The sequence below is a fragment of the Rhodococcus sp. WY5 genome, from assembly GCF_018588185.1.
In the GTDB taxonomy this organism is placed as follows: Bacteria; Actinomycetota; Actinomycetes; order Mycobacteriales; family Mycobacteriaceae; genus Rhodococcus_F; species Rhodococcus_F qingshengii.
The window spans coordinates 4,604,736-4,628,975 of sequence record NZ_JAAMPR010000001.1; the positions used below are offsets into that span (position 1 = coordinate 4,604,736).

At 63.6% G+C, this 24,240-nt stretch carries 23 protein-coding genes; 9 read left to right on the forward strand and 14 right to left on the reverse strand.

The genetic code is table 11. The annotated features are described in order from the left end of the window. Positions 1 to 48: 48 nt before the first annotated feature. Positions 49 to 1,722 carry a putative PEP-binding protein gene (locus G4D79_RS21215; RefSeq protein WP_214514343.1) on the reverse strand — a complete coding sequence of 558 codons (1,674 nt, stop codon included), beginning with the start codon at positions 1,720 to 1,722 and terminating at the stop codon, positions 49 to 51. A gap of 191 nt (positions 1,723 to 1,913) precedes the next feature. Here G4D79_RS21215 and G4D79_RS21220 point away from each other — a divergent pair, with 191 nt between their 5' ends. The 4 genes from G4D79_RS21220 (at position 1,914) to G4D79_RS21235 (ending at position 6,116) form a co-directional block, all read left to right on the forward strand. Beyond that, complete coding sequence (locus G4D79_RS21220) at positions 1,914 to 2,681, forward strand: DeoR/GlpR family DNA-binding transcription regulator (protein WP_003942134.1); 768 nt, start codon at positions 1,914 to 1,916, stop codon at positions 2,679 to 2,681. Beyond that, positions 2,678 to 3,673: a 1-phosphofructokinase family hexose kinase gene (locus tag G4D79_RS21225; protein ID WP_042450660.1), complete on the forward strand. Its 996-nt coding sequence runs from the start codon at positions 2,678 to 2,680 to the stop codon at positions 3,671 to 3,673. The genes G4D79_RS21220 and G4D79_RS21225 overlap by 4 nt, the downstream gene beginning before the upstream one ends. Before the next feature lie 18 nt (positions 3,674 to 3,691). Then, a complete protein-coding gene (locus G4D79_RS21230; RefSeq protein WP_050655799.1) occupies positions 3,692 to 5,761 on the forward strand; it encodes a fructose-specific PTS transporter subunit EIIC in 2,070 nt (689 codons plus the stop codon). Between the two features lie 97 nt (positions 5,762 to 5,858). Further along, positions 5,859 to 6,116 carry an HPr family phosphocarrier protein gene (locus tag G4D79_RS21235; protein ID WP_003942144.1) on the forward strand — a complete coding sequence of 86 codons (258 nt, stop codon included), beginning with the start codon at positions 5,859 to 5,861 and terminating at the stop codon, positions 6,114 to 6,116. Between the two features lie 39 nt (positions 6,117 to 6,155). On the opposite strand, the gene G4D79_RS21240 is transcribed toward G4D79_RS21235, so the two are convergent. From G4D79_RS21240 to G4D79_RS21270, 7 genes are all read right to left on the reverse strand, one after another. Further along, positions 6,156 to 7,481, reverse strand: a complete 1,326-nt coding sequence (locus G4D79_RS21240) for an esterase family protein (RefSeq protein WP_250887559.1) — start codon at positions 7,479 to 7,481, stop codon at positions 6,156 to 6,158. A gap of 56 nt (positions 7,482 to 7,537) precedes the next feature. Further along, a complete protein-coding gene (locus G4D79_RS21245) occupies positions 7,538 to 8,527 on the reverse strand; it encodes a hypothetical protein (protein WP_308252600.1) in 990 nt (329 codons plus the stop codon). A 10-nt stretch (positions 8,528 to 8,537) separates the two neighbouring features. Further along, positions 8,538 to 10,013 carry a GTPase HflX gene (hflX, locus tag G4D79_RS21250; protein ID WP_214514346.1) on the reverse strand — a complete coding sequence of 492 codons (1,476 nt, stop codon included), beginning with the start codon at positions 10,011 to 10,013 and terminating at the stop codon, positions 8,538 to 8,540. Positions 10,014 to 10,088: 75 nt separating this feature from the next. After that, positions 10,089 to 10,958: a diaminopimelate epimerase gene (gene dapF / locus G4D79_RS21255; RefSeq protein ID WP_214514347.1), complete on the reverse strand. Its 870-nt coding sequence runs from the start codon at positions 10,956 to 10,958 to the stop codon at positions 10,089 to 10,091. A gap of 32 nt (positions 10,959 to 10,990) precedes the next feature. After that, a complete protein-coding gene (locus G4D79_RS21260) occupies positions 10,991 to 11,662 on the reverse strand; it encodes a class F sortase (protein WP_214514348.1) in 672 nt (223 codons plus the stop codon). A gap of 84 nt (positions 11,663 to 11,746) precedes the next feature. After that, the gene (miaA, locus tag G4D79_RS21265; RefSeq protein ID WP_063316518.1) at positions 11,747 to 12,682 is read right to left on the reverse strand and encodes a tRNA (adenosine(37)-N6)-dimethylallyltransferase MiaA; all 936 of its coding nucleotides are present in this window, start codon (positions 12,680 to 12,682) and stop codon (positions 11,747 to 11,749) included. Then, entirely contained in the window at positions 12,670 to 13,431 is a 762-nt protein-coding gene (locus tag G4D79_RS21270; protein WP_058226374.1) for a class III extradiol dioxygenase subunit B-like domain-containing protein, read from the reverse strand. The genes miaA and G4D79_RS21270 overlap by 13 nt, the downstream gene beginning before the upstream one ends. A 139-nt stretch (positions 13,432 to 13,570) precedes the next feature. Here G4D79_RS21270 and G4D79_RS21275 point away from each other — a divergent pair, with 139 nt between their 5' ends. Further along, positions 13,571 to 14,956 carry a DUF349 domain-containing protein gene (locus tag G4D79_RS21275; protein ID WP_003942193.1) on the forward strand — a complete coding sequence of 462 codons (1,386 nt, stop codon included), beginning with the start codon at positions 13,571 to 13,573 and terminating at the stop codon, positions 14,954 to 14,956. 94 nt (positions 14,957 to 15,050) lie between these two features. Here the strand turns inward: G4D79_RS21275 and G4D79_RS21280 are convergent, their stop codons facing one another. Beyond that, complete coding sequence (locus tag G4D79_RS21280; RefSeq protein ID WP_003942155.1) at positions 15,051 to 15,641, reverse strand: hypothetical protein; 591 nt, start codon at positions 15,639 to 15,641, stop codon at positions 15,051 to 15,053. Continuing rightward, on the reverse strand, positions 15,638 to 17,221 hold the full coding sequence (gene miaB, locus G4D79_RS21285) for a tRNA (N6-isopentenyl adenosine(37)-C2)-methylthiotransferase MiaB (protein WP_214514349.1): 1,584 nt from the start codon (positions 17,219 to 17,221) through the stop codon (positions 15,638 to 15,640). Before miaB ends, G4D79_RS21280 begins: the two co-directional genes overlap by 4 nt. A 213-nt stretch (positions 17,222 to 17,434) precedes the next feature. On the opposite strand from miaB, the gene gluA reads away from it, so the two are divergent. From gluA to G4D79_RS21305, 4 genes are all read left to right on the forward strand, one after another. Then, the gene (gene gluA, locus G4D79_RS21290) at positions 17,435 to 18,163 is read left to right on the forward strand and encodes a glutamate ABC transporter ATP-binding protein GluA (RefSeq protein WP_007735175.1); all 729 of its coding nucleotides are present in this window, start codon (positions 17,435 to 17,437) and stop codon (positions 18,161 to 18,163) included. Between the two features lie 126 nt (positions 18,164 to 18,289). Then, a complete protein-coding gene (locus G4D79_RS21295; RefSeq protein ID WP_020907523.1) occupies positions 18,290 to 19,126 on the forward strand; it encodes a glutamate ABC transporter substrate-binding protein in 837 nt (278 codons plus the stop codon). A gap of 99 nt (positions 19,127 to 19,225) precedes the next feature. Beyond that, positions 19,226 to 19,906, forward strand: a complete 681-nt coding sequence (locus tag G4D79_RS21300; protein ID WP_019748198.1) for an amino acid ABC transporter permease — start codon at positions 19,226 to 19,228, stop codon at positions 19,904 to 19,906. Next, positions 19,903 to 20,799 (forward strand): amino acid ABC transporter permease, encoded by an 897-nt coding sequence (locus G4D79_RS21305; protein WP_007735172.1) that lies wholly within the window; start codon positions 19,903 to 19,905, stop codon positions 20,797 to 20,799. Before G4D79_RS21300 ends, G4D79_RS21305 begins: the two co-directional genes overlap by 4 nt. A 115-nt stretch (positions 20,800 to 20,914) precedes the next feature. On the opposite strand, the gene recX is transcribed toward G4D79_RS21305, so the two are convergent. The 4 genes from recX to G4D79_RS21325 form a co-directional block, all read right to left on the reverse strand. After that, positions 20,915 to 21,493 carry a recombination regulator RecX gene (recX, locus tag G4D79_RS21310; RefSeq protein WP_214514350.1) on the reverse strand — a complete coding sequence of 193 codons (579 nt, stop codon included), beginning with the start codon at positions 21,491 to 21,493 and terminating at the stop codon, positions 20,915 to 20,917. Between the two features lie 8 nt (positions 21,494 to 21,501). Next, positions 21,502 to 22,539, reverse strand: a complete 1,038-nt coding sequence (recA, locus tag G4D79_RS21315; protein ID WP_007735170.1) for a recombinase RecA — start codon at positions 22,537 to 22,539, stop codon at positions 21,502 to 21,504. Positions 22,540 to 22,827: 288 nt separating this feature from the next. Beyond that, complete coding sequence (locus G4D79_RS21320) at positions 22,828 to 23,022, reverse strand: DUF3046 domain-containing protein (protein WP_003942185.1); 195 nt, start codon at positions 23,020 to 23,022, stop codon at positions 22,828 to 22,830. A 52-nt stretch (positions 23,023 to 23,074) separates the two neighbouring features. Beyond that, a complete protein-coding gene (locus G4D79_RS21325; protein WP_042450679.1) occupies positions 23,075 to 24,238 on the reverse strand; it encodes a glycosyltransferase in 1,164 nt (387 codons plus the stop codon). Positions 24,239 to 24,240 lie beyond the last annotated feature (2 nt).

Below are 24,240 nucleotides of genomic sequence, written 5' to 3' on the forward strand. Positions count from 1 at the left end.
TACTAGAGGTCAGGCGCTCGGTCTCCGACCGAGACCAACGAAACCAGTTCAGCTGATTGCGTCGGCCGCCGCTTTGCGCGCTGCCACCGGATCACCGGTTGCCAGCACCGCCGCCGCAGCCGCCTCACATTGCGCCATGGTGACTGACCCGACCTTCGCTCCCACACCCGCGACCGACGCCGCAGCGCACGACAGCGAGGAAACTCCGAGTCCGGCCAGAACACACGCCAACAGTGGATCGGCGGCCGCCTCACCGCAGACGCCGACGCGCTTGCCTGCCGCCTGACCGGCCTGGGCCGTACGTGCGACAAGGGCGAGCACCGCGGGCTGCCACGGATCGGTCAGGTCGGCGAGTTCGGAGGACATCCGATCAGCGGCCATCGTGTACTGAGCGAGGTCGTTGGTACCGATCGAGAGGAATTCGACGTGTTCGAGAATCTGGTCGGCCAACAGCGCCGCCGCCGGGATCTCGACCATCACACCGGGAACAAGATCGCGTGCCCGCACCGCATCGGCAAAACGTTTCGCCTCGGCCGGGGTGGCGATCATCGGTGCCATGACCCACGGGGACGAGTTGGTCGACGCCGCGGCTGCCGCGATCGCGTCGAGCTGGCGGTCGAGAATTCCCATGTCCTGCCAGGCGATTCGGACCCCACGAACGCCGAGGGCCGGATTCGCTTCCTCTTGATGGTTGGCGAATTTGAGCGGCTTGTCCGAACCCGCGTCCAACGTGCGAATGATGACCTTCTTTCCTGCGAAGGCCTCGAGAACTTCGGCGTAGATCGCCGCCTGCTCGTCTACGGTCGGTTCGGTCTCACGGCCGAGGAAGCAGAGTTCGGTCCGGAAGAGCCCGATGCCTCCCGCTGCGGTCAACGCCGCGGCGCGAGCGCCCGCGCCGTCTTGAACATTGGCGAGAACGTCTACCGGCCGACCGTCCGACGTCCGGCCTGGTCCGGTCCACGTGCTGACGCGTTCGCGATCGATCCGGGATTGTTCGACCAGTTCGCGCGCCTGCTCGGGATCCGGCTCCGCGATCACGTCGCCGGTGGTTCCGTCGATCAGAATCGGTGTTCCAGCCGCGATGGATTCCAATTCCTTCGCAGCCACGATGCACGGGATGCCCAACTGCCTCGCGATGATTGCCGTGTGGCTGGTCGGGCCGCCGAAGATGGTCACGAGTCCGATGATCTTGGTTGCATCGAGGCCCGCGGTGTCCGCAGGAGCCAGATCGTCCGCGCACAGCACCGACGGCGTCTCGGGCATCGGAACTCCGGGTTCGGGCAATCCGGAGAGTTCGGCGATCACGCGGTCGCGGATGTCCTCGAGATCGGTGACGCGCTCGGCCATCACACCGCCGACCTTGGTGAACAGCACCACGAACTGCTCCGTCGCCGCGATCGCAGCCTGCACCGGGGGCACTCCGCCGGCGATCGACTTCTTTGCCGCCCCGATCCAGCCGCGATCGGCTGCCATCGCCGCGTTGGCCTGCAAGACCTCGGCGGCCGCGCCTGTGGCTTCGGCAGCCCGTCCGAGAAGGCGGTTCTCGACAGCCTTCGCTGCTGCGACGAAGGCGTCTGCAGCGGCCTCTCGATCGACCTCGTCGAGTGCGGGCGCATCGGTGACGAGTTCTGGTCGGCTGGACGGCCAGATAGCCGGGCCGTAGGCAATTCCGGGCACGACGGGGGTGCCGTGCACGGTGATTCGGTTGAGCTGTTCGGTCATCTGTCCTCCTTGAGCGATGGGCCCGGTGTCACACCGGATCACCTCGAGCGCGTAAAGCCCTCACCTTCGTTGTGACGAAGATTACTCCCAAGTCTTGACATGTCAACACACTCGGGCGTAAAACAACATAAAGCAACATTCACTGTGATCCACAACGCACCGTCGGATCACATTTCGGAATCGGAGAGCACGTGTACGCGGAAGAACGCCAACAAGCGATCGGCACCATGGTGTCGCAGCGCGGACGCATGTCCGTGGCGGCGCTGTCGGAAACCTTCGGTGTGACCACCGAGACCGTGCGTCGCGATCTGGCCTTCCTCGAGCGGATCGGACAGATCAGGCGTGTACACGGCGGCGCCGTTCCGACCGGATCCCTCCACGTGACCGAACCGGGCATGGCGGAACGCGATCAGACCCGCGCGCAACAGAAGGACCGGATCGCCCGCTGCGCGGTCACCTATCTCCCTCCTACCGGCGGCAGCGTCATCTTCGACGCGGGCACGACCACGGGCCGCATGATCCCCGAACTTCCGACCGAGAACGACTTCACGGCCGTGACCAATTCCGTGCCGATCGGCGCACGACTGGCATCGATGAACTCGATTTCCCTGATCCTGCTCGGCGGACGAGTACGCGGGGTGACGCAAGCCGCGGTCGGCGAGGACGCTCTGCGCCTGCTGAGCACGTTGCGGGTCGACGTCGCCTTCGTCGGAACCAACGCGATCAGCGTCGGGCACGGACTCTCCACCCCGGACAGCGAAGAGGCCGCCGTCAAACGAGCGATGGTCAAGGCCGCCAATCACGTTGTCGTGGTGGCCGATTCCAGCAAAGTCGGCCGCGAGCACTTGATCAGCTTCGCACCACTCGACAGCATCGACGTCCTCATCACCGACGAAGAGATCAGTCCCACAGACACATCCGAGTTCCACGACCACGGAATCGAGGTGGTGATCGCATGATCGTCACACTGACAGCCAACCCGAGTATCGATCGGACCGTACAACTCGAGCAACGGCTCGAACGAGGCTCCGTCCTACGCGCCCACTCCACTCGCAGCGACCCCGGCGGCAAGGGGGTCAACGTGGCGCGTGTTCTCGCCGCAGCCGACCTCGACGTGCTCGCGGTGCTGCCGGGAAACGGTGGTGACCCTCTGCTCTCGGCGCTCGCAACCGGTGGGATTCCCCACATCGGCGTCGCCACAACGGGTCCGGCTCGCACCAACATCACCATCGCGGAACCGGACGGGACCACGACGAAGATCAACGAACCGGGCGCAACGCTGTCCGGTTCGACGCTCGACGCCCTGGCACAGGAGTTGATCGCCCGCGCCGACACCGCACTGTGGTTCGCGCTGTCCGGCTCACTGCCTCCCGGCGTTCCGCTGGGGTGGTACGGCGAACTGGTCGCCGCGCTGCGCGATCACCCGTGCAAGGTGGCGGTCGACACCTCGGACGCCCCACTGACGGCACTCGCCGAAGGCTTCCCCGGCTCGGCACCTGATCTGCTCAAACCCAACGGCGAGGAACTCGCGCAACTGACCGGCGTCGACGGCCACGTCCTCGAACGTGCTGCCGAGAACGGTGATCCCGGGCCTGCAATCACGGCGGCGCAGCGATTGGTCGATCGCGGAGTCGGCAGCGTGCTCGCCACGCTCGGCGCAGCCGGGGCCGTCCTCGTCACGGCCGACGGCGCGTGGATCGCCACCGCTCCCCCGATTGTCGCAGTCAGTACCGTCGGCGCAGGCGATTCGTCGCTGGCCGGCTACATCCTCGCCGAAGCTGGCGGCGGCTCGGAATCCGAGCGGCTACGTCACGCGGTCGCCTACGGAAGCGCCGCTGCCTCCCTTCCCGGCACAACCCTTCCCACACCCGAACAGATCGATCTGGCAGCGGTTTCGGTATCTGCAGCAGATGCCGCCTCTCCCATCCCCGTCCCCACCGAACTCGCCTGACGCCCTAAGGAACCTGACATGTCCGATACCACCGCAGCCGGCAGTTCCGGCCCGGAGATCATCAGTCCCGAACTGATCTCACTCGACACCGACCTGGGTTCGACCAAGGAAGATGTCATTCGTTCTCTCGCAGCGCGATTGACTGCAGCGGGACGGGCGAGCGACGCCGCGGGACTGGTCGATGCCGCACTCGCTCGCGAAGCGCAGTCCGCGACCGGACTGCCCGGCGGAATCGCAATTCCCCACTGCCGCGCCGAGGCTGTCTCGTCCGCGTCCCTGGGGTTTGCTCGACTCGATCCGAAGGTCGACTTCGGTGCACCCGACGGCCCCGCCGATCTGGTCTTCCTGATCGCGGCCCCCGAAGGCGCCGGGGCCGAGCACATGAAGCTGCTCTCCTCGTTGGCCCGAGCACTCGTCAGGCCCGCGTTCGTCACGTCACTTCGTGAAGCGTCGACGCCGGACGAGATCGTGAGACTGGTCGACGAGGTACTCAATCCCGCACCGAAGGATCCTGCAGCAAAGGCTGCGGCAGCGACACCCCCGGCACCTGTTTCCACCGGGAAACACGCTACCGAGGAGACCCCGGCACCAGCGCCCGCGGAGCGTCACATCGTCGCGGTCACCGCCTGCCCGACCGGAATCGCTCACACCTACATGGCGGCGGACTCACTCGTCGCCGCGGGTGAACGCGCCGGCGTCAAGGTGCACGTCGAAACCCAAGGTTCGAGCGGAAGCACCCCCCTTGATCCTTCGGTGATCGCCGGAGCCGCCGCGGTCATCTTCGCCACCGACGTCGGAGTGAAGGGCCGCGAACGATTCGCCGGTAAGCCCGTCGTCGCTTCCGGTGTGAAGCGGGCAATCAACGAGCCGGACAAGATGCTCGCAGAAGCGTTGCGCGCCTCCGAGAATCCCGCCGCCGCCACCGTTGACGGCACCGCCGCAGCGGCCGCGGATTCCGATGCCGGTTCCGTAGGGTTCGGCACCCACCTCCGTCAGGTCCTCCTGACCGGTGTCAGCTACATGATCCCGTTCGTCGCGGCCGGCGGCCTGCTGATCGCACTCGGCTTCCTGCTCGGCGGATACGAGATCTCCGGTCCGGCCAAGGACATCGTTCTCAACAACTCGATCACCAACCTTCCCGACGGTGGTCTGGCCACCTATCTCGGCGCAGTGCTGTTCCAGATCGGTTCGTTGGCATTCAGCTTCCTGGTGCCCGCGTTGGCCGGCTACATCGCCTTCGCCATCGCCGACCGGCCTGGCATCGCTCCCGGCTTCACAGCCGGGGCGGTCGCCGTGTTCGTCGGTGCCGGTTTCATCGGCGGCTTGGTCGGTGGTCTCATCGCCGGTGTCGTCGCGCTCTACATCGGCCGGATCGCCGTCCCGCAGTGGCTGCGAGGCCTGATGCCGGTGGTGATCATTCCGCTGTTCGCGACGCTGGTCGTCGGAGCACTGATGTTCATCGTCCTCGGGCGTCCGCTCGCCGCGATCACCTCCGGTCTCACCGACTGGCTCAACGGACTGTCCGGCAGCTCGGCCATCTTCCTCGGCATCATTCTCGGCCTGATGATGTGCTTCGACCTCGGTGGACCGGTCAACAAGGCGGCTTACGCCTTCGCCGTCGCCGGACTCAACGTCAACGACCCGGCCACTTTGCGCATCATGGCGGCTGTCATGGCTGCCGGTATGGTTCCGCCGCTTGCCATGGCACTTGCCTCGACGGTGCTGCGTCCCAAGCTCTTCAGCGAAGCCGAACGGGAGAACGGAAAGGCTGCCTGGTTGCTGGGTTCGGCATTCATCTCCGAGGGCGCGATTCCGTTCGCCGCTGCCGACCCGCTTCGCGTGATCCCCTCGATGATGGCGGGCGGCGCGGTCACCGGCGCGCTGATCATGGCTTTCGACGTCACTCTCAGCGCCCCGCACGGCGGGATCTTCGTCTTCTTCGCAGTCGGCGGAATCGGCTGGTTCCTGGTCTCGCTCGCCGCGGGAACCGTGGTAGCTGCGCTCGCCGTCGTCGGAGCCAAGGAGTTCTTCCGCAAGGGGCCGTCCGATGCCGAACTCGACCCCGAAATCGTGCCCGCTGCGGCATGATCGACAGCAGGCAACACTGCAGTCACCACCTGAGTCACCAGATCTGCCCGAACACCCCATAACGTCCGCAACGACAGTTCTACAACGAGGAGATCCCATGCCCAGCAAGACAGTTGCCGTCGGTTCCGCAGTCGGCCTCCACGCCCGCCCCGCCGCTCTCATCGCCGAAGCAGTCGGAGCCTCCGGCGCCACGGTCACCCTCGCAGTCGCCGACGGCGAACCCGTGGATGCAGGTTCGGCACTGATGATCATGACGCTCGGAGCCGCCAAGGACACCGAAGTAACCATCGAGTCCGACGACGCCGACGCACTCGCCAAGGTCGCCGAGCTGGTAGCCGCTGATCTCGACGCCTGACCTGATGTCAGTCGGTGCTGTGCAGCGGGCCGGACACTCTCACGGAGTCAGTGCGAGTGTCCGGCCCAGCCAGTCCATTTCGAGTTCCAGAGCAGTGCCCCACACATCACCCGAGTGCCCGCCGGGAAGGGTGTAGTAGTCCACGTTCATGTCGGCGGCGCGTGCAGCCTCGAACATGATCTCCTGCTGAGGGCGGTAGATGTCGTCGTCCTCACCCGCGACAAATACACCAGACAACTGCGGATACCGATTCTGCGCCATCAGGTCTCGGGCGTTGACCGCGTCGAAAGCGTCTTCGTCGCCGTCGAACATCGCAGCCACAGTGTCCTCGTGGTCACCGGTCGACGGTTCGTCCTGGCCGGAGAAGTCCAGGAACGACGGGTATCGGTCCGGGAAGTTCACGGCCATTTCGATCGCGCATGTCCCGCCGTACGAAAACCCACCGATAGCCCATTGCGCAGCGTCCGGATTCACTTGAAGGTTCGATTCGATCCAGTTCGGGACGTCCTGGTCCAGATACGTCGCGACGTTGCCGAGCGCCGAATCCATGCAGCCGGGGTTGGCGTCGTAGTCCCCCAACGCGTCGGGCACCACCACCACGGGAGCAAGCCCGGAATGCCTCGACGCATAGGCGTCGACGGTGGTCGCGAGCCGGCCACTGTCCAGCCAGTCGCTGGGGCTGCCGGGTTCACCCGCCACCAACACCAGTACGGGCAACTCGGCACGCGGATCGGCAAGATAGGCCGGCGGGAGATACAGCGTCGCAGGCCTCGCGTCGAATCCCGAAACGTTTCCTGGAATCGCCGCTTCCGTCACGACACCGTTGCTCGGCATCCGCACCGGAACCTGCCAATGAGTTTCGGTGGGCAGTCCCCGTTGTACCCAAGGTTCGGCCCCGGGGAGCGAATCGAAGGCAACGTTCTCGACCGAGCCCACCGGCCAGTGCCCGACCAGTGAGCCGAGTGTGGGATAGGTGCCGGTCTGCGCGTTGACCTGACCTACTGCGACGATCGCGGCCAGCCCGGCGAATGCCGTCACCGAAAGGCCACGCGCAAGCCCTGGGCGCCGAAGGAGAACGAGTGCGGCGCCGATGACTCCGAACATCGCCAGCGCTATCCAGACAAAATTCGACGCCGGTAGCTGCGCGGGCAGCGGCCGAAAGCTGAGCCACACGAACGTCGCACCGGTGGCTGATCCGAGCACTGACAGAACTAGCGCAACCAACGCGGCCCTACGCGGCAACCACCGAAGCAGAAGCAACGTGCCGACGCCGACGATGACGAAACCCACGAGCAGCACTGCGGTGATGTGTCCGTGCTCGAGTGACATACGCGAGAGCCGCGTCAGGAGTTGATGCCCGTGCATTCGTTCCAGTATCCACATCTACCGGCGGTCTGCGAATTCGTGGAATTATTTGGGAATCAGCGGCGTCGTCGAAATCTCACGAACGCCGCGCCCCCGATCGCACATCCTGCCGCGACCAACCCGGCCCACACGAATGTCCACGGATCGACCCCGACACCGACCGAACCGTCAGACGAGTCAGCCGTCGCTTCTGTCGCGTCCACGAGCGCTCGCATCACGTACACCGGCGGCAACGCTCCGCCGGCAGATTCAGAACCGATCAGAACATCGCCCGCATCGTTGAATGCCACCGCCTCACCCTGAGGCTCCTTCGGGAGCGGGATCCGCAGCGGTTCGGTACCGGTGAGCGTCGCGCCGATTCCGCCGTCCACGACTTCGTACACGTACAGGTCGGAGTAACTCCGAAGTGCGATCGCCGAACCGTCCGACGACACCGCTCCCCCGGTGAACATCACCGACACGGGCTTCTCCGGTCCGAGGGACACGGCTCCGACGCGCTCGAGCGGCGTCGGGCCGGGCTGCGCCAAGTCACTCAGTTTCTGATCCCCGACCGGTGTGTAGACACTGCTCTCGCCGAACAATTCCTTGGTCACGACAAAAACGTGGCCGTCGGGATCTAGCAGTATCGACTCGGTGTCGTGCGCACCGTCCGGGTACGTGAGGCGGTGCAACGTACCGTCACCGGAATCGAGGTCCATCGTGATGAACGCCACTGTTTCGCGGGTCCGGAGGTTGTCACCGGTGTCCGAGAGAACGAGCGTTCGCCCACTCACCGCAAGATCTTCGACGTCGTAAGGGTCTATCGGGACCGGAATCTGTTTCTGGACAACACAGTTCAGGTCCATTTCGAATACGAAGTCGTCACTGCCGCCGTCGCCCATCGCGTAGATCCGATCGTCGACGACGACCATCCCCGACAACTCCTGGAGCGCAGGATCGGTAGGCGTACAGAGTGGGGCGAACTCGCTCGGTTCGAACGACGACGCCTGTGCGAGCGCTCCGGGAAGCAGTGCGGCTGCCGTAGTCGCAGCAATCACCGCGACCACGGCCCCGAAACTACGCACTAGGTGCGTACTCGACCAATGCCGAGGCCAACATCTGTGGCACGCGTGCGTGCACCCGCGTTCCCGCCTCTTCGTGAGTCGATTCCAAAATCGTTCCGTCCGAGTGGATTCGAGCCATCAAGTCACCGCGCGTGTACGGCACCAGCACGTCGACCTCGACCTCCGGCCGAACCAGCACCTCGCTGAGATGTGCTCTTAGTTCGGCGATTCCCTCACCCGTCCGCGCCGAGACGAACACGGCACCAGGCAACAGACCACGTAGTTGCGTCAACGTAACCGGATCTGCCGCGTCGATCTTGTTGACCACGATCAACTCCGGCGGAGCCTTCGAATCCGTCTCGCGCAGAACATCGGTGACGACTTCCCGAACAGCCTTGATCTGTTCTGTCGGCAACGGATCCGAACCGTCGACGACGTGCAGCAGCAGATCCGCGTCGGTTACTTCCTCGAGAGTCGAGCGGAATGCCTCGACCAACTGAGTCGGCAGGTGTCGCACGAAGCCGACCGTGTCGGTGAGTACGTACTCGCGGCCGTCGTCGAGTGCTGCGCGGCGAGTGGTCGGGTCCAAGGTGGCGAACAACGCGTTCTCCACGAGCACACCCGATCCGGTGAGCGAATTGAGCAGACTCGATTTGCCCGCGTTGGTGTATCCGAGGATGGCGATCGACGGGATGTCGCTCTGCAGTCGACGTGTGCGCTTGGTGTCGCGAGCGGCCTTCATGCCCTTGATCTCGCGGCGTAGTTTTGCCATGCGCTCACGAATACGACGGCGGTCCGTCTCGATTTTCGTTTCACCGGGACCACGCAGGCCCACACCGCCGTTACTGCCGGCACGGCCACCGGCCTGGCGCGACATCGACTCGCCCCAACCACGCAGACGCGGGAGCATGTACTCCATCTGAGCAAAAGCGACCTGCGCCTTACCCTCACGCGAAGTGGCGTGCTGAGCAAAGATGTCAAGAATCAGAGCTGTCCGGTCGATGACCTTGACCTTGACGATCTTCTCCAGCGCCGTGAGCTGCGCCGGCGTCAGCTCACCGTCGCAGACGACGGTGTCGGCACCGGTCGCCAGCACAACTTCGCGCAGTTCCTGCGCCTTGCCCGAACCGATGTAGGTGGCAGCGTCAGGTTTGTCGCGACGCTGAACCAGTCCTTCGAGGACCTCGGAGCCGGCCGTCTCGGCAAGTGCGGCCAACTCGGTCATGCTCGCCTCGGCCTGCTCGGCAGTTCCCTGCGTCCAGACGCCGACCAGGACAACTCTTTCGAGTCGAAGCTGGCGGTACTCGACTTCGGTGACGTCCTCGAGCTCGGTCGACAGACCGGCCACGCGGCGCAGGGCGCCGCGATCTGCGAGTTGCATCTCACCGGTCGACGGGTTGCCCGATGCGGACGCTGCCGTGTATTCGGCTTGCGCGTACTCGGACTGCTCGTGAGCGGTGGACTCTTCGTTTTCATGTGTGTTCGTCATACAAGATCCATGGTCCCACGAAACCTGGCCACGGTGCATCCGTATTTCCCGCAGGCGTATTTCCCGCGGGCGATATCACACAAGCGATTGCCACCAGGCATCGCTGATCGTCCCGTTCGCCACCAGAACCGAGGGCCCCCGCAACGACCCTTTGCCGCCTTCGACGGTGACCTGTACCTCGCCGCCGAGCACGCGCACCAGTACCGAGCCTTCATCGCGGCCGTCGTACCTCAGCGCCGCGGCCGCAGCTGCGACCGTTCCGGTTCCGCAGGAACGAGTCTCGCCCACACCACGCTCGTGTACGCGCATGTGGACCCCACCGTCGTGGATCGGCGTCACGATCTCGATGTTGACCCCGTGCGGGAAGAACCCGGGATCGAAGCCCGGAGAAACACTCAAATCGAGCGCACTCAAAACTTCTGCCGTCACGTGCTCGTCGACACACGCCAAATGCGGATTACCGACGTCGATGCCGACGCCGGCGAAGACGCGGCCGTCGATTGTTGCCGAACTGGTGCCGAGGTCCTTGATCGGGCCCATCGCCACGGTCACGTCACCATGTGTGGCGTCGTAGCCGTGCACCACGACCGGACGCGCTCCGGCGCGGCTGCCGACCACGAACTCGTCCTTGCTCTCCAAGCCCGAGGCCTTGAGATAGTGGGCGAATACGCGAACTCCGTTTCCGCACATCTCCGCGATGGAGCCGTCGCTGTTGCGGTAGTCCATGAACCAGTCTTCGGCAGCGACGCCGTCGGGCAGCGCACCGAGCACGCCCGCGTCCGCAAGTGCGCCTGCCCGGGCGACACGAAGGATGCCGTCGGCGCCGAGGCCACGCTGACGATCACACAACGCTGAAACTCGCGCCGGCTCGAGATCGACCCGAACGTCGAGGTCAGGGAGAACAACGAAGTCGTTCTGCGTGCCGTGGCCCTTACTGAAATCCATGGTCGCCATCCTATCCGGACCTGCCGACCGACTCACGCAGGTGACGCGGTGACCACGACGTTCTGTTCGTACGTGAAGCCGGACGGCAACGAGGGGTCGGGCACGGTTGCGCCGCCGCAGGTCACGAGGACCAGCCTGGGCGCACCCGTTTCGGAAAAGAACTCGGCCGGCAAAGCCACCTTTTCGTACAGCTTCAGGCTCGCTGCGTGATAGGTGAACATCGTTCCGGTGTCGTCGCTCACGTAGATCGGTGTTCCGGGCTTCATCTGGTGCAGCGCCCACAAGGCGCCGTGCGTGCGATCACCGTCGTCGACGTGGCCGGCAACAAGATTGGTGCCCTCCGAAGATCCGAACTGCACACCGTTGGTGAAATGCGAAACCTTGTCAGGATGCGGAAGGATCATTCCGCGGTTGGCGCCGAACCCACTGGTCACGATGTCGGCTCGCACATCGAGATCGGGAATCGCGAGCGTGTTCGGCGGCAGATCCGTTGGCGCAGGCGCCCACGTCGCCCCTGGATCGGTTGGAGCTCCCACGTCGAAGGGTGCTTCGGGAACAGGTGCGCTGATGGGCTTCCCGGCCGCACTCACCGCAAAATAGACGAGCACCCCGCCGACCGCGAGAAATGTGACGAGCAGTAGGAGAAGCGGCAGCCGACCCGCGGGTCGGCCTCTCGGTCGCGCGTGTGTCCCGGTCTGCGCCATGTTCGTTGTCCTCCAGTCCGTCGATCGCGAAACGAATGGATCGCGAAAGAGCTAACTGTAAGATAGCTGATCGGGGCGATCGTGTTACAGGCCGCGATATGCAAGGGCAGCGAAGGCCGAGCGAGCCAGCTCCGGATCGGCACCGTCGAGCCAGTGCACGCGTGCGTCACGACGGAACCATGATCGTTGGCGGCGAACGTAGCGCCGCGTCCCGATGAACGTCCGTTCGAGTGCTTCGGCCAGATCGTATTCACCGTCGAAATGTGCGAGCACCTGTGCGTAGCCGATGGCTCGCGGCGCTGTGACGCCCTCACGCAATCCTTGCTCGACGAGTACGGCGACTTCGTCGACAAGTCCGCCTGAAAACATCAGCTCGGTTCGCAACCGAATCCGGGCGTCGAGTTCTTCCGTATCCCGATCCACGCCGAGAATGCGGGTTCCCCATCGAGGGTCACCGATCTGCGGCGCCGAGGCCGCGAACGGCAGACCTGTCAGCTCGACGACCTCGAGCGCCCGAACCATCCGCCGACCGTCCGTCGGCAGTATCGACGCCGCTGCTACCGGATCAGCAGCAACAAGCGCCGTATGCACCGCACCGACCCCACCGTCGGCCAGCACTGCCTCCCACTTCGCACGAACTTCGGGATCCGTTGCCGGAAAGGACCATTCGTCGAGTAGAGACTGGACGTACATCATGGATCCGCCGACGATCACCGGAACCTTGCCCGCCACGATCAGATTCTCGGCGATCGCGATCGCGTCGCTTTGATAACGCGCGACGGTGGCGGTCTCCTTCACGTCGAGAACGTCGAGCAGGTGATGCGGAATCCCGCGACGCTCGGCCGGCGTCAGTTTGGCGGTCCCGATATCCATGCCGCGATAGAGCTGCATCGCGTCGATGTTGATGATTTCACCGCCGAATTCCTCGGCCAGCGCCAGCGCGAGATCGGACTTTCCCGACGCTGTCGGACCGACAACTGCGATCGGGCGAAGTTCTTCAGGGACGTTCACGGCCGCCACGTCCCGACGTGGTAACCGACGCCGAACGGCGCATCGCTGTAGTCGGCCGTCGCGCGAGGATGGGCTGACCGAGACGAGCCCGTAAAGGCACCGGCCAGGACCTGCCACGCCGCGCGCCCCTGGGCTCCGACACTCCGGCAGAGCTGGGGATCGAGAGCAAGAAGCGCCTCCGGGTCACCGGCCGTCAGGGCGTCGTCGATGGCCGACTGCACACCCGCGGCGCGCTCGTCGAAGCTTCCTGGCGCCTTTGCCGTCAGCGTGGACGCACCGTCAGCAACGATCAGAAGCCCTTGCGGTCGGTTGTCGCTGTCGAGTTGCTTGCGCAGCTGCTGCCCGAACTCACGACATTCATTCGCCGACGCCTTTGCACTGACGACGTGCATGTCGACGGTTATCTCCACGTCTGTTCGGCCACGCAGCCAGCCGGCAACAAGGGCGCACAGTTCGAGAGATGGCATCGGTTCGCCTGCCGCATCCGCGTCCAGTGACGTCCGGACATCGGCGCCGAATCCAGCGAACGTACCGATCTGCCCACGTCCGACGCCCGATCGCCAGAGTTCGCCTGCTGCTTTCTCGGGTTCTGCATTCTCGGGGCCGACGCCGACGCCCACCCAGTGCACCGCCTCGTGAGCGAGCCGGCGCACGGCGGTTGTCGCTGCAGCACGCACCTGAGCGGACTCGGCCGAATCACCGGACAATTCCGGCACGAGTAACGGCGCCGAGGGGACGAGAACAGCGGAAGTCAACACAGTTGCCACGCTAGTCGACCCCGAGGTGGCGACCTCACACCCTCTTACCTGATTCAATAGTCGGAGAACGTGAGTACCGGGTTCAATGGAACCAGGAATGCGATCAGGCAGCCGTGACGCGCGGCAGAGACGAGGACCGATGACCGAGAACAGTGAACCCACCACCGGCGCCGACAGCAGTTCGGCCAGCCCGAGCCCGGCAGCACCCAAACCCGGCGCTCCCAAACCTGGTGGACCACGCCCCGGTGCGCCCCGCCCCGGAGCACCTCGCCCCGGACCAGCAGCCTCGCATGCCGTCACCGCCGCACCGGCCAGCGACCCGAGCAAGTTCGGACGCGTCGAGGAAGACGGAACCGCCTGGGTGAAGACCGCTGACGGTGAACGTCAGATCGGTTCGTGGCAGGCCGGCGACGCCACCGAGGGCCTCGCCCATTTCGGTCGTCGCTACGACGACCTCGCGACCGAGGTCTCGCTACTCGAGGCGCGACTGACGTCGGGCGCCGGAGACGCCAAGAAGACCAAGGCTGCCGCCATCGCTCTGTCCGAATCCCTCTCGACCGCTGCAGTGATCGGTGACCTCGACGCTTTGGCTCGCCGACTCGACGTGATCGTTGCCGGTTCCGACGAGGCCGCAGCGCACGCGAAGGAAGAGAAGGAACAGTCGCGCGCGGCAAGCACCGCCCGCAAGGAGGCCCTCGCAGTCGAGGCCGAGCAGATCGGCTCGGAGTCGACCCAGTGGAAGACCGCGGGTGATCGACTGCGCGAGATTCTCGACGAGTGGAAGACGATTCGCGGAATCGACCGCAAGGTCGACGACGCGCTGTGGAAGCGGTACTCCAAGGCTCGCGAGTCCTTCAACCGACGACGTGGAGCGCACTTCGCCGAACTCGACCGGGATCGTGCGAGCGCCCGTTCGACGAAGGAAGAACTGGTCGAGCGCGCCGAGAAGCTGTCGACCTCCACTGAATGGGGACAGACCGCCGGGGAATTCCGCGATCTGCTCAGCGAGTGGAAGGCTGCCGGCCGCGCACCGCGCGAGGCCGACGACAACCTGTGGAAGCGCTTCAAGGGCGCTCAGGACGTGTTCTTCGCCGCGCGCAACGCTGCTGCATCCGAGCGCGACGCCGAATTCGAGCAGAACGCAGTCGCGAAGGAAGAGCTGCTCGCTGCGAACGCGAACATCGACCCGGCGCACGGACTCGAGAATGCTCGTGCAGCGCTTCGCGACCTGCAGGAGAAGTGGGACGCGATCGGCAAGGTGCCGCGCGACCGAATGCAGGAACTCGAAGCGAAGCTCCGGGCCATCGAAACCAAGGTGCGCGACGCGGTCGACGCCGAGTGGCGTCGCACCGATCCGGAAGCACTTGCCCGGGTCGCGCAGTTCAAGGAGCGGGTGAGCCAGTTCGAGGAGCAGGCCGCCAAGGCTCAGGCTGCCGGCAAGACGAAGGACGCCGAGAAGGCTCTCGCTCAGGCCAAGCAGTGGCGTGAGTGGGCCGAAGCTGCCGAAAGCGCCGTCAACGAGTAATCGACGACGAGCTGTAAAGACAACAAAAACGCCGGCTGACTCCGAAAGGAGTCAGCCGGCGTTGTCTTGTGCTTTGGACGGACGGCCTGCTGTGTCAGCCGACGTTCCATTCCTGATGCTTCTCGGCTTCGGCCGCAGCGATCCGGCGTTGCTCCTCGGCAGCGAGCTGAATGTTGGTTCGTGTCCAGACCACCTTGAGCCAATGGAACGTCAAGAACACGACGGCAAACCATCCGATGATCAGCCCGATCGACGGTCCTGCCACATTGAAACCGGCGGGAATGGTCTGACGCGACCAGACCGCCATCATGCCGAGAGCGCTCGCCACGGCACTGCCGGCGAGTGCGACCCAGGCCAGACTCCAACGCCGCGTGACCAGCGCGAGCATCGAGAATCCGATGCCGAAGATGACGACGAACCACACGAACAAGCGTGAGAACAGTGCAATCCGTTCGGTTTCCGCGTCCTGGTTGTACGCGAGCACATCCCAGCCGTTCGCAACTCCCGCATGGGGCAGTGCAAGGGTGCCGACCAGCACGAGCACCGCAACCGCGACAACCATGGCGCGCACACCCGGATCGATTTCTCCCGCGACCTTGCGTTCCGCGTCGTCGAGATCCTTGCGGTAGCCCTCGAAGGCGTCGTCGCCCGGCTGTGGTGTCGTGTTCTCGTGTTGCGAGGTCATGCGTTGCATCCCATCTGGACGGGTTGTGGGGCCGGGGCACCGATCTTCGGTAGTCCGAGACCTACGCCGATGGGCGGGGTCTTGGGTGTGATGCCCTTTTCGAACGAATCACCGGCGCGGGTCCGACGGTGCGTGAGCACTCCGTCATCTGCCACGAGGTGATGAGGGGCTCCGTGGGTGACGACGACCGTCACCACGTCACCGGGTCGGATTGTGCCGTCCAGGTTTCCCTCGGGGCGGAAATGCACCAGGCGGCCGTCTCGCGCGCGACCACTGAGACGTTGAGTCGCCGCGTTCTTCCGACCCTCCCCCGCTGCCACCAAGAGTTCGACCTCGGTGCCGACGAGCTTGCGATTCTCCTCGATGTTCACTTCTTCCTGAACGGCGAGCAATCGCATGTAGCGTTCCTGGACAACCTCTTTGGGAAGCTGATCTGCCATCTCCGCCGCCGGCGTGCCCGGGCGCTTGGAGTACTGGAAGGTGTAGGCGTTGGAGAATCGCGCCTTACGCACGACGTCCAGCGTCTCCTCGAAATCCTCCTCCGTCTCCCCCGGGAACCCGACGATGATGTCCGTGGTGATGGCGGCGTGCGGCATTGCGGCGCGCACCTTCTCGATGATCCCGAGGTACTTCGACTTGCGGTACGAGCGCTTCATCGCTTTGAGAACCTTGTCCGAACCGGACTGCAACGGCATGTGCAGCTGCGGGCAGACGTTGGGAGTGGTTGCCATCGCTTCGATGACGTCGTCGGTGAATTCTGCCGGGTGCGGCGATGTGAACCTCACCCGTTCGAGGCCGTCGATGTGTCCACATGCCTTCAAGAGGGAGGCGAAGGCTCCGCGATCGCGCGGTTGTTCCGGATCGGCGAACGACACGCCGTAGGCATTGACGTTCTGTCCGAGCAGGGTTACTTCCGAGACACCCTCGTCGACGAGTGCCTGCACCTCGGCCAGAATGTCGCCGGGACGTCGATCCACTTCCTTGCCACGCAGGGCCGGAACGATGCAGAACGTACACGTGTTGTTGCAGCCCACCGATATGGAAACCCAACCTGCATAAGCAGATTCGCGTTTGGCTGGCAGTGTCGAGGGAAACGCCTCGAGCGCGTCGAGGATTTCGACCTCGGCGCGCTGATTGTGACGCGCACGATCGAGCAGCGCGGGAAGCGAGCCGATGTTGTGAGTGCCGAAGACGACGTCGACGAACGGCGCCTTCTTGACGACGGTGTCACGATCCTTCTGCGCCAGGCACCCGCCGACCGCGATCTGCATGTCGGGGTTCGCCTCCTTGTTCGGGGCGAGCTGGCTGAGGTTGCCGTACAACTTGTTGTCCGCGTTCTCGCGGACCGCACACGTGTTGAAGACGACAAGATCAGGATCGGTTCCGGTCTCCGCCTTCGAATACCCGGCGTCCTCGAGCAGACCCGACAGTCGCTCGGAATCGTGGACGTTCATCTGACAGCCGTACGTCCGCACCTCGTAGGTGCGAACAGACTTCGCAGTCGGCTCCGGAACTGCAGTCGGCTCCGGAACTGCAGTCGGCTCCGGAAGTGCAGGGGACATTTCGTCGATCAGTGACACGCTTCAGCCTAGCTCACGTCCACTACGACGTGTAATAACGCCCTGATAAACAGCCGAAACGCGACATAAACGTCGTCACAGTAAAATTTCCATTACATATGGCAAGAACCATGGCGAAATCACGGGCGTCGACGCAAACTACGCCTAAGGTTCTCGTTTATGACCCAAGCCGACGATGCGACGACGCCGACCACCTCCGGCGATTCCACATCCATGATTTCGATGACCTCGGTGAACAAACACTTCGGGGAACTTCACGTCCTGCAAGAGGTCAATCTCGAGGTACCCAAGGGCCAAGTGGTGATCGTCCTTGGTCCGTCGGGCTCCGGTAAGTCGACTCTGTGCCGCACCATCAATCGCCTGGAACCCATCGACTCGGGCACCATCGCCGTCGACGGCAAGACGCTCCCCGAGGAGGGCAAAGCACTTGCCGCACTTCGTGCCGACGTCGGGATGGTCTTTCAGTCTTTCAACCTGTTCGCGCACAAGACGATCCTCGAGAACGTCATGCTCGCACCGATGAAGGTCCGCAAGGCAAAAAAGGACGAAGCCAAGAAGACCGCGCAGGCGTTGCTCGAACGTGTCGGTATCGCCAATCAGGCCGACAAGTACCCGGCGCAGCTTTCCGGCGGTCAGCAACAGCGTGTCGCCATTGCTCGCGCTCTCGCGATGCAGCCGAAGGTGATGTTGTTCGACGAGCCCACCTCCGCTCTCGACCCCGAGATGGTCAACGAAGTCCTCGACGTCATGACCTCCCTCGCGAAGGAAGGCATGACCATGCTCGTGGTCACGCACGAGATGGGCTTCGCGCGCAAAGCCGGCGATCGTGTGCTGTTCATGGCTGACGGCCAGGTCGTCGAAGACACCACGCCCGAAGAGTTCTTCACCCATCCCAAGTCGGATCGGGCCAAGGACTTCCTCGGCAAGATCCTCACGCACTGATTACAGTCTCCCCTCCGACAGTCCTGTCCTCGTCCACAAGACAACTTGCTCGACTGCACCGTTCACCTCGGCTGCACCGTTCATCTCGACTGCACTGTTCGTGTGTCGACAACTGAGAGGATCTTCATGAAGATCAATCGTTCCGTCCGTTTCGGAATCGGAATCATGGCCATCGCGTTCGCTGCCACGGCCTGTGGCGGCGGCGAGGAGAACAAGTCGATCACCGAGAGCGCTTCCGACGGCACTCTCACCGTCGGCATCAAGTTCGATCAGCCCGGCCTCGGTCAGCGCAACCCTGACGGCACCTTCTCCGGCTTCGACGTCGAGGTAGCCCGTTACATCGCAAACGAACTGGGCGTAAAGCCCGAAGGCATCACCTTCAAGGAATCTCCGTCAGCCCAGCGCGAGACCCTGATCCAGAACGGCGAGGTCGACTACATCGTCGCGACATACTCGATCACCGACACGCGCAAGGAAAAGGTCAGCTTCGGCGGCCCGTACTTCATCGCAGGCCAGTCGCTGCTCGTTCGCTCCGACAACACCGACATCACCGGCCCCGATTCCCTGACCGGCGGCAAGAAGCTCTGCTCGGTGTCGGGTTCGACTCCGGCGCAGAACATCCAGGACAACTACGCCAAGGACGTCCAGCTCCAGCCGCTCGACACCTACTCCGCTTGTGTCGAGGCTCTGCGCAACGGCGCTGTCGACGCTGTCACCACCGACGACATCATCCTCGCCGGCTACGCTGCCCAGTACCCGGGCGAGCTTAAGGTCGTCGGAGAACCGTTCACGACCGAAAAGTACGGTGTCGGCCTGGCCAAGGACGATTCCGAGGGTCGCGGCAAGATCAACGATGCCATCGAGAAGATGATCTCCACCGGCGCGTGGGAAGAAGCCTTCAACAACACCGTTGGTGCTTCGGGCTACCCGATCCCGGCCCCGCCCACCGTTGATCGTTACTGACCTGCTTTTTTCACCGTCAATCTCGCTGCGGCTCCCCATTTCGGGAGCCGCAGCGCGTGACGCCACCAACGGAGATCCCGTGATCTGGGGAGACGGCAAGTGAACCTTCTGAGCAAGTACGGCGACCAGATTCTGGAAGCCTTCTGGACCACGATCCAGCTGACGTTCTTCTCCGCGATCGGCGCCGTCATCATCGGTGTCCTGATCGCGGCCATGCGCGTGTCACCGGTTCCGGTCGCCCGATTCCTGGGTACCGCGTACGTGACCGTGTTCCGCAACACCCCCCTGACACTGATTCTGCTGTTCTGTCTGTTCGGTCTGTCGCAGACGCTCGGAGTCAATCTCGCCAAGTCGGACTCACCGACGTTCTTGACAGACAACAACTTCCGACTCGCAGTACTCGGCCTCAGTGTCTATACCGCCGCGTTCGTGTGTGAGTCACTTCGATCGGGAATCAATACCGTTCCGGTCGGCCAGGCCGAAGCGGGCCGATCACTCGGTCTGTCGTTTGCACAAAATCTTCGGCTGATCGTCCTGCCTCAGGCATTTCGCGCGGTCACAGCACCGCTGGGTAGCGTGCTGATCGCACTGACCAAGAACTCGACCATCGCCGCGGTGATCGGCGTATCCGAAGCGTCAGCGCTGATGAAGAAGATGATCGAAAACGAAGCGGCGATCTTCGTCGTCGGTGGAATCTTCGCTGTCGGTTTCGTGATCCTGACACTTCCCATGGGCTTGATCTTCGGCAAGCTGAGCAAGCGATTCGAGGTTTCACGATGAGCAACCGCGCAACAGTCCTCTACGACGCGCCAGGCCCCAGAGCGCGAAATCTCTACCGATTCGCGTCCCTTGTCGTCGCTGCACTCATGGTCGCAATCGGTTACGTCATCTACCGCGCACTCGACGAAAAGGGCCAGCTGACAGCAGCGAAGTGGGATCCGTTCCTCGAATCCACGTCGTGGACAACGTATCTGATACCCGGCATCCGGGGAACGCTGATCGCGGCTGCGATGTCCATCGTCTTCGCGCTCATCCTCGGTTCTGCCCTGGGTATCGGCCGACTCTCCGAGCACAACATCATTCGGAAGATTTGCGGCGTCATCGTCGAATTGTTCCGAGCAGTACCGGTTCTGATTCTGATGATCTTCTCGTATCAGGTGTTCGCCGAATACGAGGTCTTCAAGTCCAAGTACCTCGCACTCGCGGCAGTCGTCGTGGGTCTGACTCTGTACAACGGGTCAGTGATCGCCGAGATCGTCCGTGCCGGAATCAACTCACTCCCACGAGGGCAAAGTGAGGCCGCCAAGGCACTAGGCATGCGCAAGACGCAGATCATGGTGACGATCCTGCTCCCCCAGGCGGTTACCGCCATGCTCCCGGCACTGATTTCACAGATGGTCGTGGCGTTGAAGGACTCCGCCCTCGGTTACCTGATCGGGTATGTCGAGCTGGTGCGTCAGGCCCAACAGCTCGGCACCTTCTACGGAAACTTCCTGCCGGCGCTCATCGTGGTCGCCGCGATTATGATCGCTCTCAACTCGGCTCTGACCTTCCTGGCAACCAAGGTGGAGAAGCGCCTGCGTTCCGGAAAGCGAAAGGGCAAGGGCCCCATCGCGGCTCCGTCCGCCGACCCAGCCGTTTCAGTTCCGGGTATGGACCTGACCAAGCCGTGAATCAGATGGAGCCGTGAGTCGAATCCGGCCGCGTTAGCGCGAATACACAACAGGGCGGGGGTACCACCGAATTTCGGTGGTACCCCCGCCCTGTTGTTCTGAATGCTGCACTTCGCTACGAGTCGGTGACCGCCGCCATCTCGGCTTTGACCACCTCGTACGACATCCCAGCTGAATATCCCTTGCGTGCCAGCATCGAGACCAGTCGACGCGTGACCTTGTCGCGATCATCGACGGACTTGTTCTTCAGCTTCCGCCGAACCAGCTCCGCTGCTCGCTCGCGTTCATCTTCCGGATCGATCTGTGACAACGCTTCGGAAGCGGTGTCCTGGTCGATTCCTTTGAGCCGCAACTCGACTGCAAGCGCACGCTTTCCCTTGCCCGAGTACGTATGCCGCGAATGAACCCACTGGTTCGCGAAGTCTGCGTCGTCGATCAACCCGATTTCTTGGAGTCGATCGAGGACCTTGGCAATGATCTCGGGCTCGAAGCCGCGCCCGCTCAGCTTTGTTTCCAGCTCGGAACGACTGCGCGCCCGGTCGGTCAGGAGGCGTAGGCAAGCATCTTTGGCCTGCGCCTCCGTCCCACCTTCTGCGCGTTGCGACGGCTTCTCGGATCGTTGACGGGATCGACGCCGAGGAGCGCCGTACTCTTCACGAGCATTCTCGCCGTTGTCACCGTCGTCGAAGCTCATGACTGAACTCAGAAGTCGGCGGGAGCTTCGTCGGTTGCAGTGACGTCAGCACCGATACCGAGCTTTTCCTTGATCTTCTTCTCGATCTCGTCACGGATATCGGTGTTCTCCAGCAAGAACTTACGAGCATTTTCCTTGCCCTGACCCAACTGGTCACCTTCGTAGGTGTACCAGGAGCCGGACTTGCGGATGAACCCGTGCTCGACACCCATGTCGATGAGCGAGCCTTCCTTGCTGATGCCCTGGCCGTAGAGAATGTCGAACTCGGCCTGCTTGAACGGCGGCGCGACCTTGTTCTTGACGACCTTGACGCGAGTGCGGTTACCCACTGCGTCGGTACCGTCCTTGAGAGTTTCGATACGACGGATGTCGAGGCGGACCGAAGCGTAGAACTTCAGCGCCTTACCACCGGTGGTGGTTTCGGGAGAACCGAACATCACGCCGATCTTCTCGCGAAGCTGGTTGATGAAGATGACGGTGGTGCCCGAGTTGTTCATGGCACCGGTGATCTTGCGCAGCGCCTGGCTCATCAGTCGAGCCTGCAAACCGACGTGGCTGTCACCCATCTCGCCTTCGATCTCGGCGCGAGGAACAAGAGCGGCCACGGAGTCGATCACGACGATGTCGAGGGCGCCTGAACGGATCAGCATGTCGGTGATTTCGAGGGCCTGCTCACCCGTGTCCGGCTGTGAGACCAGGAGTGCATCGGTGTCGACGCCCAGCTTGGCTGCATAGTCGGGATCGAGTGCGTGCTCCGCGTCGATGAACGCCGCGATGCCGCCGTTGGCCTGAGCATTGGCAACTGCGTGCAGTGCCACGGTGGTCTTACCCGAGGACTCCGGGCCGTAGATCTCGATGACGCGGCCACGCGGCAGTCCGCCGATACCCAGCGCGACGTCGAGCGCGATGGAACCGGTGGGAATGACGGCGATGGGCTGGCGGACACCCTCACCCAGGCGCATCACCGAACCCTTGCCGAAGTTCTTGTCGATCTGCGCCAACGCGAGGTCGAGTGCCTTGTCCCGATCAGGTGCCTGTGGTGCCATCGTGATCCCCATCCTTGTTTCAGTCTTCAGTGCCTGCCTGAGCAGACTCCGTCTCTTCAGCGCCTGCCTGAGCCGACCCTGTTGGTGTGTTGCGATCAGAGTAGATCCGGCCACCGACAGACTTTTCGATCTTGCTTTAGCGCTTGTCGATCACTGTGCTTGTAGGTCACCGCGTTTGTAGAACATCGAAAGTTCGCAGTTACCAAAGAAGCGTCACCACCGAACAGGTTCAGCATAGACGAACACGTGTTCGAACAGAAGATGGGAGACGTTCGACACGCCGAAGAATCAGCGGCGGGCGGGTGGTACGTCGAACTCCACACAGAGCGCACGCCACACCTCGCGAGGCTCCCAGCCTGCTTCGACGGCCTCCGCGGCAGTCATTCCGTCGAGACTCTGGAGTACATGGTCGATCAGCATCGAGTCGCCTCGTACCTGCCCGAACTCTTCGCGCACCATTTCATGAAATTCGGTCAACCGCACAGCCGCCACCGTAGTCCACAGGGCGGTGCACCTGCATTCAGGCGCAACGTGCTCACGCCGTCACACCACCGTTGACCACCTGTCGGCACACCGCCACCGGATCGGTGACCTGCGACGCAGTCGCGGCAGCCGCTCTCGCAGCTTCCGCGAATCGTTTGTCGGAGAGCACCTGCAGTACGGCATCGCGAATCGACTGAGCATCTGCGGGCCGCACGATCACCGACGTCCCTGCCCGCGCAGCGCGATTGGCCAACTCCCACTGGTCCCCGCCCCCGGGAACGACGACCGTCGGCACGCCGGCCAGCAGGGCCTTCGCCAACATGCCGTGCCCGCCGCCACATACCAACACCGACGCGTCACGCAGCATCGCGTCCTGGCGTCCGAGACCTGCACGAACCCAATCAGGATGCTCACCTTCAGCCCCGTCGAGCATCGACGCGATCAGCCGCACACCGGCTCCGCCGAGTCCTTCGACCGTGCCCTCGAACATTCCCACTGCGCCGGTGTGCGCCGTGGAGGGCGCCACCATAACCAGCGGTTCGTCACCTGGCGGTGGATCCAGAATCACCTCGGTCGGCTCCCACAGAAGCGGTCCGACGACGTGAGCGCGCTCCGGCCAGTCGGGGCGAGGCACTTCGAGTGCCGGAAGTGTTGCGATCAGCCGCGCTTGCGGACCGGGATCCAGAGCGGGCAGTCCGACACCGACACGGGCCTGGGATCGCTGGGCCAACCCTTGCTTGATCGAACGTCCCGTCGCTGCGCGCATCAGGGTATCGCGGAGTCGACCACGAATTCCGACGCCGGGAGCGAGCCCACTGCCGATCGGCGGCAACCCCCGTGAAGGTGAGTACAGCGGGTGAGGCGAGAGTTCCACCCAGGGGATGCCAAGTCTTTCGGCGGCCAATCCGCCTCCGGCAGTGAGGATGTCGGAAACGACGAGATCCGGGGAGACGGACTTCAGGTCGGGAAGCAGTTCGGTGGAAATATAGGCGGCGCGCGAATGAATCCGAGCGCCTGCATCAAGATCGTCGTCTCCCGGCCGCGGGGCCAAGCCCTTGAGCGGCTCGGCTTCCACGCCGGCTGCTCGCGCTGCCTCGACCCACCGGGTCCCCGTGTACAGGATCGGTTCGTCGCCGGCCTGGATCAACGCCAGCGACAACGCTATTGCGGGAAAAGCATGACCCGGGTCCGGCCCGGCAACAACGGCTACACGCACCG

What these genes read in the sequence shown, in the direction of transcription:
- G4D79_RS21295 (WP_020907523.1), top strand. Translation starts at nt 18,290, where the DNA reads ATGAAGATCAATCGTTCCGTCCGTTTCGGAATCGGAATCATGGCCATC.
- G4D79_RS21230 (WP_050655799.1), top strand. Translation starts at nt 3,692, where the DNA reads ATGTCCGATACCACCGCAGCCGGCAGTTCCGGCCCGGAGATCATCAGT.
- dapF (WP_214514347.1), bottom strand. Translation starts at nt 10,958, where the DNA reads ATGGATTTCAGTAAGGGCCACGGCACGCAGAACGACTTCGTTGTTCTC.
- recX (WP_214514350.1), bottom strand. Translation starts at nt 21,493, where the DNA reads ATGAGCTTCGACGACGGTGACAACGGCGAGAATGCTCGTGAAGAGTAC.
- recA (WP_007735170.1), bottom strand. Translation starts at nt 22,539, where the DNA reads ATGGCACCACAGGCACCTGATCGGGACAAGGCACTCGACCTCGCGTTG.
- G4D79_RS21260 (WP_214514348.1), bottom strand. Translation starts at nt 11,662, where the DNA reads ATGGCGCAGACCGGGACACACGCGCGACCGAGAGGCCGACCCGCGGGT.
- G4D79_RS21235 (WP_003942144.1), top strand. Translation starts at nt 5,859, where the DNA reads ATGCCCAGCAAGACAGTTGCCGTCGGTTCCGCAGTCGGCCTCCACGCC.
- G4D79_RS21225 (WP_042450660.1), top strand. Translation starts at nt 2,678, where the DNA reads ATGATCGTCACACTGACAGCCAACCCGAGTATCGATCGGACCGTACAA.
- hflX (WP_214514346.1), bottom strand. Translation starts at nt 10,013, where the DNA reads ATGACGAACACACATGAAAACGAAGAGTCCACCGCTCACGAGCAGTCC.
- G4D79_RS21305 (WP_007735172.1), top strand. Translation starts at nt 19,903, where the DNA reads ATGAGCAACCGCGCAACAGTCCTCTACGACGCGCCAGGCCCCAGAGCG.
- G4D79_RS21240 (WP_250887559.1), bottom strand. Translation starts at nt 7,481, where the DNA reads ATGCACGGGCATCAACTCCTGACGCGGCTCTCGCGTATGTCACTCGAG.
- gluA (WP_007735175.1), top strand. Translation starts at nt 17,435, where the DNA reads ATGATTTCGATGACCTCGGTGAACAAACACTTCGGGGAACTTCACGTC.
- G4D79_RS21215 (WP_214514343.1), bottom strand. Translation starts at nt 1,722, where the DNA reads ATGACCGAACAGCTCAACCGAATCACCGTGCACGGCACCCCCGTCGTG.
- G4D79_RS21280 (WP_003942155.1), bottom strand. Translation starts at nt 15,641, where the DNA reads ATGACCTCGCAACACGAGAACACGACACCACAGCCGGGCGACGACGCC.
- G4D79_RS21275 (WP_003942193.1), top strand. Translation starts at nt 13,571, where the DNA reads ATGACCGAGAACAGTGAACCCACCACCGGCGCCGACAGCAGTTCGGCC.